The 15286-nt window shown below is 53.3% G+C and carries 16 protein-coding genes; 11 read left to right on the top strand and 5 right to left on the bottom strand.

Features of this window, described 5'->3' with window-relative positions; genetic code table 11:
• The first annotated feature begins 8 nt into the window (after positions 1-8).
• The 9 genes from cobA (at position 9) to NNL35_RS23405 (ending at position 7152) form a co-directional block, all read left to right on the top strand.
• Positions 9-1508: a uroporphyrinogen-III C-methyltransferase gene (gene cobA / locus NNL35_RS23445; protein ID WP_254553780.1), complete on the top strand. Its 1500-nt coding sequence runs from the start codon at positions 9-11 to the stop codon at positions 1506-1508.
• Positions 1505-2299 carry a sirohydrochlorin cobaltochelatase gene (locus NNL35_RS23440; RefSeq protein ID WP_254553779.1) on the top strand — a complete coding sequence of 265 codons (795 nt, stop codon included), beginning with the start codon at positions 1505-1507 and terminating at the stop codon, positions 2297-2299. Before cobA ends, NNL35_RS23440 begins: the two co-directional genes overlap by 4 nt.
• On the top strand, positions 2292-2990 hold the full coding sequence (locus tag NNL35_RS23435) for a cobalt-factor II C(20)-methyltransferase (protein WP_254553778.1): 699 nt from the start codon (positions 2292-2294) through the stop codon (positions 2988-2990). Before NNL35_RS23440 ends, NNL35_RS23435 begins: the two co-directional genes overlap by 8 nt.
• A 108-nt stretch (positions 2991-3098) precedes the next feature.
• Positions 3099-3749 (top strand): energy-coupling factor ABC transporter permease, encoded by a 651-nt coding sequence (locus tag NNL35_RS23430; RefSeq protein ID WP_254554002.1) that lies wholly within the window; start codon positions 3099-3101, stop codon positions 3747-3749.
• Complete coding sequence (locus NNL35_RS23425; protein WP_006675831.1) at positions 3746-4039, top strand: energy-coupling factor ABC transporter substrate-binding protein; 294 nt, start codon at positions 3746-3748, stop codon at positions 4037-4039. Before NNL35_RS23430 ends, NNL35_RS23425 begins: the two co-directional genes overlap by 4 nt.
• A complete protein-coding gene (gene cbiQ / locus NNL35_RS23420) occupies positions 4026-4703 on the top strand; it encodes a cobalt ECF transporter T component CbiQ (RefSeq protein ID WP_254553777.1) in 678 nt (225 codons plus the stop codon). Before NNL35_RS23425 ends, cbiQ begins: the two co-directional genes overlap by 14 nt.
• 33 nt (positions 4704-4736) lie before the next feature.
• Entirely contained in the window at positions 4737-5549 is an 813-nt protein-coding gene (locus NNL35_RS23415; protein WP_006675829.1) for an ATP-binding cassette domain-containing protein, read from the top strand.
• A gap of 252 nt (positions 5550-5801) precedes the next feature.
• A complete protein-coding gene (locus tag NNL35_RS23410) occupies positions 5802-6551 on the top strand; it encodes an alpha/beta fold hydrolase (RefSeq protein WP_006675828.1) in 750 nt (249 codons plus the stop codon).
• Between the two features lie 4 nt (positions 6552-6555).
• Positions 6556-7152: a TetR/AcrR family transcriptional regulator gene (locus NNL35_RS23405; RefSeq protein WP_040730414.1), complete on the top strand. Its 597-nt coding sequence runs from the start codon at positions 6556-6558 to the stop codon at positions 7150-7152.
• 63 nt (positions 7153-7215) lie between these two features.
• On the opposite strand, the gene NNL35_RS23400 is transcribed toward NNL35_RS23405, so the two are convergent.
• The 3 genes from NNL35_RS23400 to NNL35_RS23390 all read right to left on the bottom strand — a co-directional run bounded on the left by NNL35_RS23400 (position 7216) and on the right by NNL35_RS23390 (position 11726).
• The gene (locus NNL35_RS23400) at positions 7216-7812 is read right to left on the bottom strand and encodes a class I SAM-dependent methyltransferase (protein ID WP_006675826.1); all 597 of its coding nucleotides are present in this window, start codon (positions 7810-7812) and stop codon (positions 7216-7218) included.
• 301 nt (positions 7813-8113) lie between these two features.
• Positions 8114-10183, bottom strand: coding sequence for a hypothetical protein (locus NNL35_RS23395; protein WP_138985614.1), 2070 nt, complete (start codon positions 10181-10183; stop codon positions 8114-8116).
• 154 nt (positions 10184-10337) lie between these two features.
• Positions 10338-11726, bottom strand: coding sequence for an MFS transporter (locus NNL35_RS23390; protein ID WP_420798521.1), 1389 nt, complete (start codon positions 11724-11726; stop codon positions 10338-10340).
• A 379-nt stretch (positions 11727-12105) separates the two neighbouring features.
• Here NNL35_RS23390 and catA point away from each other — a divergent pair, with 379 nt between their 5' ends.
• Positions 12106-12765, top strand: coding sequence for a type A chloramphenicol O-acetyltransferase (catA, locus tag NNL35_RS23385; RefSeq protein WP_006675823.1), 660 nt, complete (start codon positions 12106-12108; stop codon positions 12763-12765).
• A gap of 35 nt (positions 12766-12800) precedes the next feature.
• On the opposite strand, the gene NNL35_RS23380 is transcribed toward catA, so the two are convergent.
• Both NNL35_RS23380 and NNL35_RS23375 read right to left on the bottom strand, forming a co-directional pair.
• Positions 12801-13202 carry a YxeA family protein gene (locus NNL35_RS23380; protein WP_006675822.1) on the bottom strand — a complete coding sequence of 134 codons (402 nt, stop codon included), beginning with the start codon at positions 13200-13202 and terminating at the stop codon, positions 12801-12803.
• A gap of 162 nt (positions 13203-13364) precedes the next feature.
• Positions 13365-13877 carry a hypothetical protein gene (locus NNL35_RS23375; RefSeq protein ID WP_006675821.1) on the bottom strand — a complete coding sequence of 171 codons (513 nt, stop codon included), beginning with the start codon at positions 13875-13877 and terminating at the stop codon, positions 13365-13367.
• Between the two features lie 441 nt (positions 13878-14318).
• Here NNL35_RS23375 and NNL35_RS23370 point away from each other — a divergent pair, with 441 nt between their 5' ends.
• Positions 14319-14645: an antibiotic biosynthesis monooxygenase family protein gene (locus NNL35_RS23370; protein ID WP_006675820.1), complete on the top strand. Its 327-nt coding sequence runs from the start codon at positions 14319-14321 to the stop codon at positions 14643-14645.
• Positions 14646-15286 lie beyond the last annotated feature (641 nt).

Below are 15286 nucleotides of genomic sequence, written 5' to 3'. Positions count from 1 at the left end.
GAACACCGATGAGCGGCAAGGTAGTTCTTGTCGGAGCCGGACCAGGCGAAGCCGGTCTGTTAACCGTGAAAGCCCTGGAGTTCATACGGCAGGCGGATGTGATCGTCTATGACCGCCTCGTGAATCCGGCGCTGCTGAAGGATCGCAAACCAGACTGCGAGCTGATATACGTGGGCAAGGAGCCGTCTCACCACCCGATTCCGCAAGCGGAAATCGAGCAAATTCTCGTGAATCAGGCGAAACGGAACAAATTAGTCATTCGCCTAAAAAGCGGCGATCCTTATGTGTTCGGGCGCGGAGGAGAGGAAGGCGAGACCCTGCATGCCGCAGGCATTCCTTTCGAAGTCGTCCCCGGCATCACCTCGGCGATCGGCGGGCTGGCCTATGCCGGCATCCCGGTGACGCATCGGGACTGCGCCTCCAGCTTCCACGTGATCACCGGACACTTGAAGGAAGGCAGCGATCCGCTCGATTGGACAAGCTTGGCCCGGCTGGACGGCACCTTGATCTTCCTGATGGGGATGACCCAGCTTCCATCGATCTGCGCGAACTTGATCCAGCATGGACGCCGCCCCGACACGGCCGCAGCCGTGGTCGAATGGGCATCCCGCTCCCGTCAGCGGACCGTGACCGGAGATCTGACGACAATCTGCGCCAAGGTGGCGGAAGCCAACATCGGGGCGCCCGGGTTGATCGTCGTCGGCGATGTGGTGAAGCTGCGGGATAAATTGAACTTTTTCGAGAAAGCACCGCTGTTCCGGAAGCATATTCTCCTTCCGCGGGCACGTGCCGGGCGAAGCGAACTGGCCGCCCAGATTACGGCTTTGGGCGGAGAGGTCACCCTTTATCCGGGTATTCAGATTGAAAAACTTCCAGATCCGGCTCAAATGAGCGCGGTGCTGGCGTCCTTGCCAGAGTTCGCAGAAATCCTGTTCACTTCGGCGGAAGCCGTCTCCTTGTTCATCGAGGCGATGTTGGAGTCCGGGAAGGATAACCGTGCGCTGAGCGGGATCAGGCTGACGGCGATCGGCAAGCTGACGAAGGAGAAGCTGCGCGAATATGGCCTTGCCGCTGATGTCCTCGTGTCGAGACGGTCGGCGGACCTCATCCGTCAAGCCTGCGCCGGGAATTGGCGGCATGGGACGAAGGTGCTGCTCGCCGGATGCGAGAAGCATGCGGCACAGTTGGCCGATGAACTGGTCGGAGCGGCCGAGTTCGCTGCTTTGCCGCTGTATCGGGAAGTGTTGGAGACGGAGCGGCCTGTTGACTTGAGCAAGTTTGATGCCGTCTGCTTTTCCAGTTCCGCTTCGGTAGAGCATCTGCTCTCCGTATTGAGTGCGGAAGAACAAGCCCGGCTCCGCTCGATGAAATTGCTGTCCATCGGCCCGATGACGAGCCGAACGATACGCGAGCAGGGCTTGGAGGTCTATCGCGAGGCGGAGACGGCGCAGCCGGATTCGCTGATTGCACTGCTGTTAGAAGAAGCCGGGGAGGTTATGCCGACATGACACAGAAACAAGCGATACTGGTCGTCAGCTTCGGAACGAGCTATCCGGAGACGCGCGCCAAAACGATCGAAGCTTGCGAAAACAAGATTAGAGACACATTTCCCGACTACGATGTGTTCCGGGCTTTTACGTCCAACAAAATTAGAAAAAAACTGGCGGTGCGCGATGGGCTGTATATCGACACGCCCGCGCAGGCGCTTGAAAAATTGAAAGCGGCCGGTTACGCCAAGGTCATTATTCAATCCCTGCATCTCATTAACGGCGAGGAGTTCGAGAAAATCGTCTCTCAGGCTCTGCCGTACCGGGAGCAATTTGAACAATTGCTGATCAGCAAGCCTTTGCTCGACAGCTATGAAGATTACGGCAAAGCGATACAGGCCGTCAAGGCGCAAGCGCCGCGCCTGGCCGCGGAAGAAGCGCTGGTCTTGATGGGGCATGGCTCGGAGCATCATGCGTTCAGCGCCTACGCTTGTCTTGACCATATGCTGGCCGGGGAGCCCATCTACTTGGGCACCGTGGAGGGCTACCCGCCGCTGGAGAGCGTCATCGGGCAGCTCAAGGCGGCGAAGGTCCGGAAGGTCCATTTGATGCCGTTCATGCTGGTGGCCGGAGATCATGCGATCAACGATATGGCTTCGGACGAAGAGGACTCCTGGAAATCGCAATTGACGCAGCAAGGATTCGAAGCGGCCGCCTATTTGCAGGGGCTGGGCGAGAATCCGCTGATTCAGGCGCAGTTTATCGACCATATCCGTATGGCGATGGAGAAGGAGATGGTAGCACATGGCTAAGTTTTATGGGATCGGGACAGGTCCGGGAGACAGCGAGCTATTGACGATGAAAGCCGTTCATACGCTGGAGCGGTTGGACGTACTCTATACGCCGGAAGCGAAAAAAGGCGGGGCCAGCCTCGCGCTGAAAATCGTGGCTCCGTATTTGCCGGAGAGGCTGACGGTGAAGCAGCGCCATTTTCCCATGACCTACAACAAGGAGGAAAAGGAGCAGGCCTGGGAAGGCATCGCGGCGGAGATCAAGGCGGATGTGCTATCGGGCAAAAATGCCGGATTTATTACGATCGGAGATCCGATGGTCTATAGCACGTACAGCTACTTGCTGGAGCTGCTGCGGACGGAGCTCGAGACCGAGACGATTGCGGGGATTTCCTCCTTCTCCTATATGGCCTCGCGCGTCGGCTGGCCGCTTGTCATGGATGAGGAATCGCTGGCGGTCATTCCGGTCACTTCCGGGGAGGAGGCGCTTCACCAGGCGCTGACCGGCTTCGACACGATTGTATTCATGAAGGCAGCCAGCAATATGCCGCTGGTGCTCCGGCTTCTGGAACAGCACGATTTGCTGGAGCAGGCGGTGCTTGTCAGTGATGCATCCATGGCTTCCGAAAAGATAACGTTTGGCTTGAACCAACTGCATGACGATGAAAAGCTTTCTTATTTTTCCACGATTATTGTGAAAAAAGAAAGGTAGGGACATGAAATGCGAAACCGGGTATCGGCTAACTATTTCAAATTTATCCCGCTTGTTCTCGTTGCTGTACTTTATTTTGCCATCACGAATCCGCAGACGGCGCATGCGATGCACATTATGGAGGGCTTCCTGCCGCCCGCGTGGTCCATCCTTTGGAGCATCGCGTTTATTCCGTTCCTGATTGTCGGATTGCTCCGCATTCGCAAGCTGGTGGCCGCCGATCCGCATAATAAATTGCTGCTTGCCTTATGCGGCGCCTTTATTTTTGTATTATCCGCGCTGAAAATCCCGTCGGTGACGGGCTCTTGCTCGCATCCCACCGGCGTCGGACTGGCAACCGTGCTGTTCGGGCCGCTTGTCGTGAGCGTATTCGGCGCGATTGTGCTGCTGTTCCAGGCGCTGCTGCTTGCTCATGGAGGCATCACCACCCTTGGAGCCAATGCGGTGTCGATGGCTGTCGTCGGACCCATCGTCGGGTTTCTCGTCTATCGATTGGCCCGGAAAATGGGCTGCCGTCAAGGCTTGGCCGTCTTCCTGTGCGCATTTATCGCCGATCTTGCCACTTATTTGGTGACTTCGGTGCAGCTTGGGATTGTTTTTTCGGATCCGGCCTCCGGCATGATGGCCTCGATCCTCAAATTTATGGCCATTTTCTGCACGACCCAAGTGCCGATAGCGATTGCGGAAGGCTTGCTAACGACCATGATGTACAATCTGATCCACAAAAATCTTCCTGAAAAGGCGGCGCAATGGCAATGAAAAAGATCAATATCAATCTCGTTCTATTGCTGCTGGTCGTTATCTTAATCGTAAGTCCTTTTTTGCTGAATCGAGATGCCGCGTATGAAGGATCGGACGGGGAGGCGGAAGCGGCGATCTCGGAACTCCATCCGGACTACGAGCCATGGTTCACTCCCGTATATGAGCCGAAGAGCGGCGAGATCGAAAGCTTGCTGTTCACGCTGCAAGGCTGCATCGGCACCGGGATTATCGCCTACGTCATCGGAGTGCAACGCGGCAGACGGAAGCGGGAACATGCTGACCATTGATAAATATGCCTGTCACAACCGCTGGATCGGCGTATCTCCCTACATCAAAACATTCGGGTATATGCTGCTGCTGATCCTGTCCTTGAACGGATCGGCGGTGCTGCAGGCTGCCATCTGTCTGCTGCTTATTCCGCTAACGATGTATGTCGCCAGAATGACCTGCCGCCAGTACGTCAAATGGTTTATGCTGCCGTTTTCTTTTTTACTGTTCAGCATCATTTCGATTCTGATATCCGTGTCGCCGTCTGCGGATGGGCTGTTATGGAAGGTGCAGGCCGGGTCCTTGTATTTGGGGATGTCAGATGCGACCATGCAGGCTGCGGCGCATGTCTTGTTCAGAAGCACGGCTTGTCTCGCTTGCACCCTCTTTTTTGTCCTAACCGTACCGGTGCAGCAGCTGGTCAAGGTGATGAGAACCATCCATATTCCCGTTCTGCTTGTTGAATTTATGATTCTGATTTACCGTTTTATCTTTATTTTTGTCGAAGAAGCGGCAGCTATCCGCCATGCGCAGCAGCTCCGGTTCGGCTATCGCGGGCTCAAAAACAGCTACAACTCGCTGGCGATGCTGGTAAATGTATTGTTCCAGCGCGTCATGCGGCGCTATCGCGACATGTCGGTTGCGCTTGATGTGAAGCTGTACCAAGGCGACTTCCACGTGTAATGAACAGCCTTGATTACGAAAGAGGGTGGGCGGATGTTATCCACGAATCATCTCTGCTTTGAATATGAAGACGGCAAGCGGGCACTGGATGATGTCTCGATTGATCTGGCCAAAGGCAATATTATCGGACTCGTCGGGGCCAATGGCTCGGGGAAATCGACGCTGTTCAAGCTGCTGCTCGGTCTTCTGAAGCCGTCAAGCGGGGAAGTGATGTTCCATGGGCAGCCGCTCCGCTATAGCAAGAAGGAGCTGTTGTCCTTGCGCACCGAAGTCGGGATTGTTTTTCAGGACCCGGATCAGCAAATTTTTTATTCGAACGTGGCGGATGATGTCGCTTTTGCGCTCCGGAATCTGGGGATGGGAGAAGTTGAAGTCGCGGTACGGGTCAATCAAGCGTTGGCGACGGTGGGCGCGGCGGACTTCCGCGATAAGCCGGTGCAGTATTTGAGCTACGGACAGAAGAAGCGGGTAGCGATTGCCGGGGCGCTGGTGCTCGATACGCAATGGCTGCTGCTTGACGAGCCTACGGCAGGGCTCGATCCGGAAGGCAGACAGATGATGATGGAGCTGATCCGGGATTTGGCCGAAGCAGGTAAAAAAATATTGATTTCCAGCCATGATATTGATTTGATTTATGAAATCTGCAATTACGTGTATATATTGAAGCAAGGGGGCGTCCTGTCGGAAGGCCCGGAGACCGAGGTGTTCTCCGACGCCGCCCTGGTGCGGGAAGCCGGACTGGCTCAGCCGTGGCTCGTCAAGCTGCACGCCCGGATAGGACTGCCGTTATGCAAGACGGAAGACGAGTTGTTCCGGCGCTCCGACAAGGCAAGGGAAGTCAAATAAGGTCATGGGCATGGCGCTTCCGGCAAGCAACCAACCGGCTCCAAGCGTGCGGAAGCTTAGAGCCGGAAGACTTTTTTTAGCTTTCGGCAGACACTCGCGCCTGCTTATGTCCGGAAGTGGTTCGAGTTCAGCCTAACAGGCATTACTAATCAAAGCAACGGACTTTTACGTCGGAAATGTTAGGTTCAGCTTTTTCATTGACTAAACATTCATTCAATAATAAAATCAGGTTATGAATGGAGGGATTAGACAATGGACTTGTACTATGAGGTGAACGGAAACGGAAAGCCTGTCGTTCTCCTTCACAGCGGCGGCGCAGATCTACGGGATTGGACGTTTGTCGCGCCCCTTTTGGCAAAGCGCTATAAGGTGGTCGCCTATGACGGACGGGGTGCCGGGAAGTCGCCATCGCCTGCAGAACCGGCTAACTATGTGCAAGATCTGCTTGCTTTGCTTGATCATCTGGAGATCGGTAAGGCTGCGCTTGTAGGTCATTCTATGGGCGGGCGAATCGCCACCGACTTCGCGCTGGAACATCCTGACAGAGTATCTGAGCTTGTGCTTGTCGGTCCCGCCTTGTCAGGCTTCAGCTTCTCCCCGGAATTCCTAGAATGGATGCAAAAGATCAATGCGGCCTTTCCCGATATAGACAAGGTTGTCGAGCTATCCTTCGATGCTCCGTCGTATCGCATCATTAAGTCTAGCCCGCATTGGGAGCTGATGCTTGACATGTTTCGGCATCATCTACAGAAGACGTCGGAATGGGGGACCTTCGAATCGGTTTGGCCCGAGCCGCCGGCTATCGACAGGCTGGAAGACATAACGGTGAAGAGCATACTTATTATAGGAGACGTGGAACTGCCGGACAACATACGTATGGCCGAATGCCTCCGGAGAATCCCCAACCTTCAACTTGTCACAGTTCCCGGCGCGGATCATATGATCACGTTAACCCATCCTGACGAGCTTTTTCGCCAAATCATCGGTTTTGTGGAAGGGTGAAATCATGCCGCGTACACACAAAGAAAATGAACGAATACGTAAGATGGCCAAAGAGAAAATTCGAATAGCCGCCATGGAATTGTTCATGAAGCAAGGGTATCACGCGACTTCGATCGAAGACGTAGCGAAGCATGCGAACATATCCAAAGGTCTGCTGTACAATTACTATAAAGGGAAAGAAGAGCTCCTATCGACCATGATCCAGGCCAGAATCGATGAATTGATTCAGGTTATGGAAGCGGCGTCCTCGCAGGAGTCGCCTGCCGAGCAACTGAAGCATATTGTTGAGGGCGCTATCAACAATGTCCAACAAAAACCGGAAGTCTTTCAATTCTATCTTCATTTGCAGACGCAGCCGGAATCAGACGAAGTGCTATCGAAATACAGTAAACTGCTGATCGAAGAAAGCGCCAGACAGTTTCATTTGCAATGTGAGATGTTCGAAAACCTCGGAGTAAAGGAGCCCAGAAAACGGTCATTATACTTTTCATCTGTGCTTCAGGGCCTTATGTTAATGATATCTACCTATCCGGAGCAGTTTCCGGTTGAAGAAATGAAGGCACATATTATTCATGAATTTTGCCATTCATCCAACACATAAGGGGAGGGGGCCGCGAATCGGTGTAATCTACGCATTGGCAGGCCCCGTACATGTGTGCTTACCTTATTTTTTTACTACAAGCTGAATGACATGGGCAAGACCGGTATGCCCCTTGCCTTCCACCCGCTCTTGCTCTCCATAGAAGAAATGGATCACCTTATGGCCTTCGCACCAAGCCAGAATATCTGTTGGATCATAGAGCATGTCAAGATCCGGAGGGCCGCCTGTCCCATAATGCAATTGCTCCTTGGAGTATACTTCAATCATGATCATCCCGCCGGGTTTTACCGCATTTTTCAGCTTCGTAAGAACCGTTTTCTGTGCCTCTTGATGAAAATGTCCAAATACCATGATGGCCGCATCGTATTCCTCGTGCGGGATGTGATCTGCCAATAGGTCTACCTTTTTGGTATGCACGTTGACCGTATGCTTTTGAGCCAGCTTTTTCGTTTTAAGCAGGCCGCTCTCTGCATAGTCAAGGGCGGTCACATCATGCCCTCTCGTTGCCAAAAACACCGCATTCCTCCCTTCTCCTTCCGCAAATGCGATGATCTTCTTGCATGCCTCTAGCCGAAAGGCTTGTTGCTGAATAAATACATTCGCTTCTTCTCCATAATAATAGTCGTCTGAACGAAAACGCTCATGCCATGGGTTTTCCATACGTAAATAGCCTCCTGTCATTCACTTGTTATTACGGTTGCGGGAACACAGGCTGTTGTGGAGCGATCTTCAAGGAAAAGGGGGGAGTGTAGGGCTTAATTTGAGTTGTTTATGATTTCATGGGGGAGTCGTTATATTCGCTCCAAATTAAAGACTTCGTAGCCCTATAATAACCCTCAATATTTTACGGTGTCAATCTTGATTAGACGATAAGGGTTCCATCGTGGATGCAAACAGGGCCCCCGGCTTGCGAGGGGGACCCTGCATAATCGATAAGTACGCTTCGAAGCGGCAGATGCAGCTACATGTTGCGCAAAAACACGGTATCCTGCATCTGATCGGCAGGCGACCAGTCCAGTACGGGATTCTCCCGCAGATTGACCAGCCGCAGCTGCGGCAGCTTCAAGAGCGGCTCGATGCTCGTAATGCTGTTATCCTCCAGATTCAGGTACGTCAGCTTGCCCAGTCTGGCCGCGAACGACAGCTTCGTCAGTTTGTTCCCGGTCAGCTCCAGCGCCTTAAGCTGCGGCGGGGCTTTCCATTGGCCGAGCTCCTCGTCCCAGTTCCGGTCATCATAATAATAGCTGGTCATAAACCCTTGCCGCTCGATATAGACGTTAGCAATCAGCCAGCTGTTGTTGATGGCGAGCTTCTTCAACTTGCCCAACCCGGTTAGGGACGCCAGATTGAGATACACCTCCGAGTTCTGGATGTGCAGCTCCTCCAGCTCCCGCAGGGAGCTGATGCCGGACATGTCGCTATATACGTTGCTGTCCATGAGCCGCAGCCGCTTGAGCTTGCCCAGCTTGAAAATAGAGCCGGCCTCGTCAATTCCGCCGACATTGTCGATGAGCGACAGCTCCTCCAATCGGGTAAGTCCGGCGAGCGGGCGCAGATCGTTTGTTCCGGACGATCTTCTCAGCTCCAGACTGCGCAGCTTCTTCAGATGAGCCAGCGGGCTCAAATCATTGACACCTCTCAGATGCAGCGACTCCAGCTTCGTCAGCTTGGCCAGCCCGTCCAGCTTATCTGAATGGCCGGCATCAAGCTCCAAATGCGTCAGCTCCGTCAAGCGGGCCAGCGGAGCCAGATTGCTCAGCTTGCTGTTGCCTTCCAGCGTGAGCGACGTGAGCGCCGGCAATTGCGCGGCGAAGGAGATATCCTTGGTTCCGGTGCGGTGCAGGGCAAGGGCTTCAAGCTGTGTCAGCTCCGCCAGCGGCTGGAGCATGAACAGTTCCTCTCCCTCCAGCGTCAGCTCCCGCAAGCTGCTGAATTGGGATACCTGCTCTACGGACCCAATCAGATCGTTGTTCCGCAGCGTTAGCGATTCCAGCCCGCTTAAGGCAGAAAGTGGTTCGAGAGTGTCCACCTTGGTCCGATTCAGCTCCAGTTTCCTCAGATTCTGAAGCTGCCCAATTCCTTCAAGGCTTTCAAGTCCGCTGCCTTGCAGGGACAGCTCCTCCAGCCCGCTAAGGCTGGCCCATGCCAACGGATTCTGTCTGAATCCGTACGCCAAGCGCAATTGCTTCATGTCGGGCAGAGCCAGAAGGAGCCGCTCATCCAGGAGGTTAGCGGAGACATCCCATTGCAGCGACCGCAGACCCCAAAATAGAGCAAGCTCTCCCGTTGCCCAGGGCTGATCCGAGAATTTTCGCGGCAAAGGCATGGACAGCAGATCGGAAGCCTCGGCATCGTCCACCTCCTTGTCTTCCGATTCGATAAGGTAGGAGATGCTTTCCTCGCTAATGCTCAAAGACTTGAGCTGATACAGATCCTCCCATGTAATCTGCTCAACAGGTTTGCCGTAGGCCGTCTTCAGGAACTCCTTGAGCGTGCCCGTCTCTATCAGATCGCTGGGTGTCATGGCCTGCCGCATTTGCTCCGCCAACTCGGGCGCGCCTGTCTCCATCATCCCTTCCAGCCAGATCGCGGCGGCTTCCGCAGGATAGCGGTGCTGGCTGAATCGTGCCGCCGCCCTGCCATAGAGCTGCGCACTCGCTCCCTGAGCGGCAATTTGCTGCTGCAGGAGCTGAAGCGCGAGGTCTTTTTGACCGTCTGCCAGATAGGCCTCAAGCTGCTTATCCCAGGCTTCTTCCTCGAGGCTGCCGTCAGGCATCTCCTCCGATTCGGTGGCGTCCGTGGAAGCGGGAGTGTTCGTATTGAACCATTCGGTGTACTTGTCCGGTGCGTTCAGGTAATCGGCAAGCAGGATGATTGAGCATACAATGACGAGACTGAGCAAGGTGGCGATCAGATTCCGTCTCCTGAAGCCCGTATGGCGTTTATTTTTGTAGGGCAGCCGGGAACCGCATCGGGGACAATAACCGACGGATTCACTAACCTGCGTCCCGCACTCTTTACATTCAATCACTGCTGGTTCACTCCCGGTATCGATAGATAAATTTTCTGCATTATTGTCTCACATGCAGGTAAATGTTGTCTATCCATATCTATCCGCGATCTGCCGGGACAGATCACAACCCAGTCTTCCTTCTGAGGCGACTGGGTCGTGGAGTGCGTCTATTCTATTGCTTCTTCGGTTGCCCGGAAGTTCTTCGCCCGCGGACAGATGCGGCGATGAACAGGATGCCGCCGGCGGCGACGAGCCCAGCAAAAATCAGCGTTATATTGCTGTAGAGAGAAGCGGTTCCGCTCACCGCAGGCCATAGGCTGACGTTCAGCCACGGTCTCGTCAGCAGTCCGCCGACGGCGGCAATGCCGATGCCTTCCGCCAGGAAGCAGGCAAAATTGAGCATCCCCATGCCGGAGCCGGCTTCATCCGCTGCCAGCGTCATGGCCACGCTTGCTGAAATCACGGTTTTCACAAACGCAAGACCGCCAAATGTTAAAATCATGGCAGCGGCGATCAGCCACGGCGACCGATCCGGATAGAGCATGACGATCAAAAATCCGGCGATGATCATGCTTAATCCGCAGACCATGGCCACGATATGCCCCTTGCGGTCGACGAGCGCACCCCCAACTATTCCGAACACAATAACGCTTAACGTGCCCGGGAACAAAATGCCGCTTCCGATCAGCCCGGTAGGCATATGATGAACCGTTCGCATCAGATAAGGCACCATGGCAATAAAACCGGCGACGGTGCCGAGCAGCACGGCTCCGGTCAGAACGCCCGCGATATATGTTTTCTTCCGGAACAGGAACGGTTCCAGGAAGGGGGACGGCGTCCGGCGCAGATGAAGAGCGAGAAGCACGAATAGAGCGATGCACGCAGCCAAGTAACCCCACTGGTACAGCGTGGTGAACAGCGCGAACGCGATAATGCCCAGGGACAGCAGGGCCGCGCCCGGCAGATCCAGGGCTTTGCGATCCGATGTCTCGTCAGGCAGCGTTCGCAGCACCAAGGGAAGGGCGAGCAGCGACAGCAGCGGCAGAGCGAACAGCATAGACCAATGAATATAGCTGGAAATCGCGCCGCCGATAACCGGTCCAAGCCCTTCGCCAAAGGCAACGACAGAACCAATCAGGCCGAACGCCTTGCCCTGTTGTCCAGGCTCGACGGTCTTGGCGATGATGACCATAATGAGCGAAGGAATGGCGGAAGCGCCGGCTCCCTGACATAAGCGCGCAATGAGCACCCCCGGATACCAGGCATGACCCAGCAGGCCGATGATCGAACCGAAGCCGTAGGCCAGCATTCCGAATAACAGCAGCTTCTTCATGCCGGCATGCTCCGAAAGTTTGCCGTACACCGCAATCCCAATGGCGAAGGAAAGAGAGAAGCAAGTATTGACCCAATTGGCTGCCGACGGCCTAATACCGAAATCGGCGGCAATATCCGGCAAGGAAACGTTAAACATCGTTTCGTTCATCACGCTGAAAAAAGTCAATACGCTGAACCACACCATAAATTGGGGAGTGCGGATTTTTTGATGTTGTTGCACTTGCATATAACCCCTTTAACAGGAAGGGGAAACGCAGTTTATAGGGCCAGTGATACGTATCCCCTTACAGGTTGTGCCCTTTTCGAATTGTATTTCGCCGCATTGATATACCTCCAAAATAAGGAATGAAATTGGATAAAATCACAGCTATTATAGCATAGGTTGCCAAAACAAATGAAATGCTTGCCATCGTCAAGAGCATAACGGCATCTCCGGCAAGCGAGCCCTGGAACGTGCCAGAGCGGTAGAGCCTCGGTATGGCAGTATGATATGCTGGACAGTGAGGTGAGCGAAATGAATATGCGGAAGAGAAAAGGAGTTATGGTTAGATCACGTGATTACGCCTCCTAGAGTAGGGAACATCTATTTTAGGAGGTCATATACAATGAAATTCCATCCTATCGACATGGAGAATTGGGGAAGAAAGCCTTACTTTGAACATTATTTGCATGCCGCGAGATGCACGTTCAGTATGTCGGCGAACATCAACATTACCTCATTGCTGCCTGTTCTGCGGGCGCAAGGGGTCAAGCTATACCCTGCTTTTCTCTATATGGTTACCAAAACGGTCAATGCGCATCGTGAATTTCGGACTTGCTACGACCCGAAAGGCCGATTAGGCTATTGGGAGAGCATGGTTCCGCTTTTTACGTTTTTCCACAAGGACGACTGCACCTTTTCTGCGATGTGGACCGATTATTCGGACGATTTTAATCGATTTTACCAGAACTATCTGGAAGATATGAGAAGGTATGGCGAGGTCAAGGGCATCCGCGTCAAAGAGAACGAGCCGCTCAATACATTTTCGGTGTCGTGTATTCCATGGATCAGCTTTACCGGCTTTAACCTGAATATATTCGGCGATGGGCGGTATTTGCTGCCCATTGTTACGAGCGGAAAATATTTCGAGCAGAATGGTCAAACGCTATTGCCCGTTTCATTGCAGGTGCATCATGCCGTTTGTGATGGATATCATGCCAGCGTTTTTATCAATGAATTGGAAGGCTTGGCGCAGCATTACGGGGATTGGCTGAACGTAGAGTGACGATGTAAGCCCTGCCGGGTTCGGCAGGGCTTGGTTCATTTCACTCCCAATTTCTCTCTGGCCTTGGCCGGAATGGCCTCCTTCGTTACCTCGTCATATCTTCCGATTTGCCGAATCCCGCTGCCATCCTCGCCATCCTTGACATACACGAGAAGGAACGAATCGAGCCGCAAATTTTTATGGGCGCTAAAGGATACCTTCGCTTCGTTGCCTTCCTCGTCATAGGCGGTCAGTGTATAGTAGTAACGTGAAAACGGATCGTTGCTGTCCTCGCCGATGATTTCTTCCTTGCCGTTTTCGGTAATATGGACATACATTTTGGTTGTGCCCCATTCGGCTTTCATTTTGGCTGCATCGACTCCGAAAATAAGAAAGCCTGCCACTACGATAGATGCGATAACGGCAATGGAGACCATAATAATGATAAACTTCTTCATAATGCATCACCTTCAATTTCGTATGCTTATGCGGCACATTCATCATAAGTCAACCTGCTTCCTTGCGGAATGTAATTAGGTGACGAGTGCATTACGTTTTTGAAAGGTACCGGAGCGATACCTGATCATGAGGCGAATGGCGGCAGCTGCGAGCCGCGGATATTAACCCCATTCGATGGCGATGTTTTCTTCCGACACTTGGACAGCCCCCAGTACGAGCCAGAAGTTGTCTTCATCGTACCCGAGCACGATGCCGTCGGCGCGGTGGCCGGGATACAAGTATTCCGGCAGGGTAGCGGAAGCGAGCTCTTCGCGGCAGGCAGCGCCGTACCGTCCCGGGCCTATCTGGATGATGACCCCCTGCGGATAGAACATGGCAATTCCACCGGTGACCGCATCCCCGATGCGGTATTCCCGCTTCGCCTGCTCCCAGGCGGGTTGATATGGCTGCACGGCCGCCGCCCATGCCCGTTCGAATTCTTCCCTGGCGATCATGTCTTTTTCTTCGAAGTCGATAAGCACTTCGCTCAAATGGAAGTCGGGCGCGATCGACAGCCTGCATTCACGGTTCTCCGACAGCTCAATCTGTCTGTAGGCGACGCGCTCGCCGTCAACTTCAAAATAATAGGTGAGCTCATTGTCCGGATCTTCGATCTTGAGATACATGTAGTTCATCGTCGTGCCCCCTTACCCTCAGTCTGGACGTTCCACATCAACTAGGGGTCCGTCTCTTCTCAACCCAAGAGTATATCGAGTCAGGGCCGGGAAGACAACAGGTCCAGCGGCTCACCGAAAAAGGGCCCATATACCTTTTCCCCATTCAATCCGTGTCGTCTATGCTAATAGAAGAAGTCTTTATCCCCATCAATCGGGAGTTCAGAGGAGAGCATGGACCGAAAAGAACGTATTGAATTTCTGTGCCGGAAAAAAAGGCAAGTGCTCAATGTCACCTATTCCCCGAATGACCCGGCGAAGCTGGGCCATTTCGCTGCCGGCCAGCGAGGCGGACATTCAGCAGACGTTCGGCGCTTGAGGCCCACGAATTGAAAATAATAATCATCATCATTTATAATGGAAGGAGCGTGATATGATTTATTTAGAAGGAGAGGAAAATAAATGTTCATAGAAACAAAAACGATTACGGTGAAAGAAGGCACTTCCGACTTGGTTGTGCAGCGATTCTCGGGAGAAGGCGCGATCGAAAAATTTGAAGGATTTATCGACTTGAGCGTTCTCGTCAAAAAAGCGAGAAGAGGCGACGAGGAAGTCGTCGTCATGATTCGCTGGGAATCCGAAGAAGCGTGGAAAAATTGGGAGACGAGCGAAGTGCATTTGGAAGGGCATAGACAGAGCCGGGGAAAACCAAAGCCGGAACATATTATTAATTCGGAGCATGCCGTCTACTACGTAAAAGCGGTAAAAGGCGCATACCAACAATCCTGATATCAAGATCAAATACCCAAGCCCCGGAATCCCCGGGGCTTGCGCTATATATGATGCCGAAGTAGTATCCGGTGCCAGCTTGCCTGTAGTATTGGGGAGAATCCAGGATCTCATTCGATTGGATTAAAGAATGGAGCGGATCAATGGCCCCGGCGCGCAGGAGCGCTTGACGAGCCGCGCCGGGGCACGCGACCGGGATCATCTTCGACTCCGGGACGCTTTCCAGATGGCGAGGAACAAGATCGGAAGCACGAAGAATAAGGACAGGAAGAGAGCTCCGCCCGCCAGAATGGCCAGCATGAGTATGCACAAGGCTACGGCAATCAAGAAGAGGCAGCCTCTTGCGGCAGACAACATAGCAATTATCACCTCCACGCCACTTGCAGCTCTTGTTCTTATTCTATGTGGCAACAAGCGCGGACAAGACACGAGAAAATGCGATCTCCGTCTCGGTCAATATCATGTTGAGGTTGACGATCATTGCCTTTTTGTATAATAATTGGATGAATATACCGAATTCCGGATCGTAACGGGTGCCAACTCAATTACGAAGGACGGTTATATTTTACAAGATGGGAGGAATTGAATTTCGTTAGGATGGCCTAACTTATTGGCAAGAGAAAGTGCAGGAAAAAGGGGAA

This window comes from Paenibacillus dendritiformis, from assembly GCF_945605565.1.
GTDB classification, from domain to species: domain Bacteria; phylum Bacillota; class Bacilli; order Paenibacillales; family Paenibacillaceae; genus Paenibacillus_B; species Paenibacillus_B dendritiformis_A.
Note: the sequence above shows the minus strand (reverse complement) of the source record. Positions and strands in the feature narration are given on the sequence as shown.

Bases quoted from the DNA above. Each gene is read 5' to 3' on its own strand.
- NNL35_RS23430 (WP_254554002.1), top strand. From the start codon at position 3,099: ATGCACATTATGGAGGGCTTCCTGCCGCCCGCGTGGTCCATCCTTTGG.
- NNL35_RS23375 (WP_006675821.1), bottom strand. From the start codon at position 13,877: ATGAACTACATGTATCTCAAGATCGAAGATCCGGACAATGAGCTCACC.
- NNL35_RS23405 (WP_040730414.1), top strand. From the start codon at position 6,556: ATGCCGCGTACACACAAAGAAAATGAACGAATACGTAAGATGGCCAAA.
- catA (WP_006675823.1), top strand. From the start codon at position 12,106: ATGAAATTCCATCCTATCGACATGGAGAATTGGGGAAGAAAGCCTTAC.
- NNL35_RS23425 (WP_006675831.1), top strand. From the start codon at position 3,746: ATGAAAAAGATCAATATCAATCTCGTTCTATTGCTGCTGGTCGTTATC.
- NNL35_RS23415 (WP_006675829.1), top strand. From the start codon at position 4,737: ATGTTATCCACGAATCATCTCTGCTTTGAATATGAAGACGGCAAGCGG.
- NNL35_RS23390 (WP_420798521.1), bottom strand. From the start codon at position 11,726: ATGCAAGTGCAACAACATCAAAAAATCCGCACTCCCCAATTTATGGTG.
- NNL35_RS23380 (WP_006675822.1), bottom strand. From the start codon at position 13,202: ATGAAGAAGTTTATCATTATTATGGTCTCCATTGCCGTTATCGCATCT.
- NNL35_RS23370 (WP_006675820.1), top strand. From the start codon at position 14,319: ATGTTCATAGAAACAAAAACGATTACGGTGAAAGAAGGCACTTCCGAC.
- NNL35_RS23440 (WP_254553779.1), top strand. From the start codon at position 1,505: ATGACACAGAAACAAGCGATACTGGTCGTCAGCTTCGGAACGAGCTAT.
- NNL35_RS23400 (WP_006675826.1), bottom strand. From the start codon at position 7,812: ATGGAAAACCCATGGCATGAGCGTTTTCGTTCAGACGACTATTATTAT.
- cbiQ (WP_254553777.1), top strand. From the start codon at position 4,026: ATGCTGACCATTGATAAATATGCCTGTCACAACCGCTGGATCGGCGTA.
- NNL35_RS23435 (WP_254553778.1), top strand. From the start codon at position 2,292: ATGGCTAAGTTTTATGGGATCGGGACAGGTCCGGGAGACAGCGAGCTA.
- NNL35_RS23410 (WP_006675828.1), top strand. From the start codon at position 5,802: ATGGACTTGTACTATGAGGTGAACGGAAACGGAAAGCCTGTCGTTCTC.
- cobA (WP_254553780.1), top strand. From the start codon at position 9: ATGAGCGGCAAGGTAGTTCTTGTCGGAGCCGGACCAGGCGAAGCCGGT.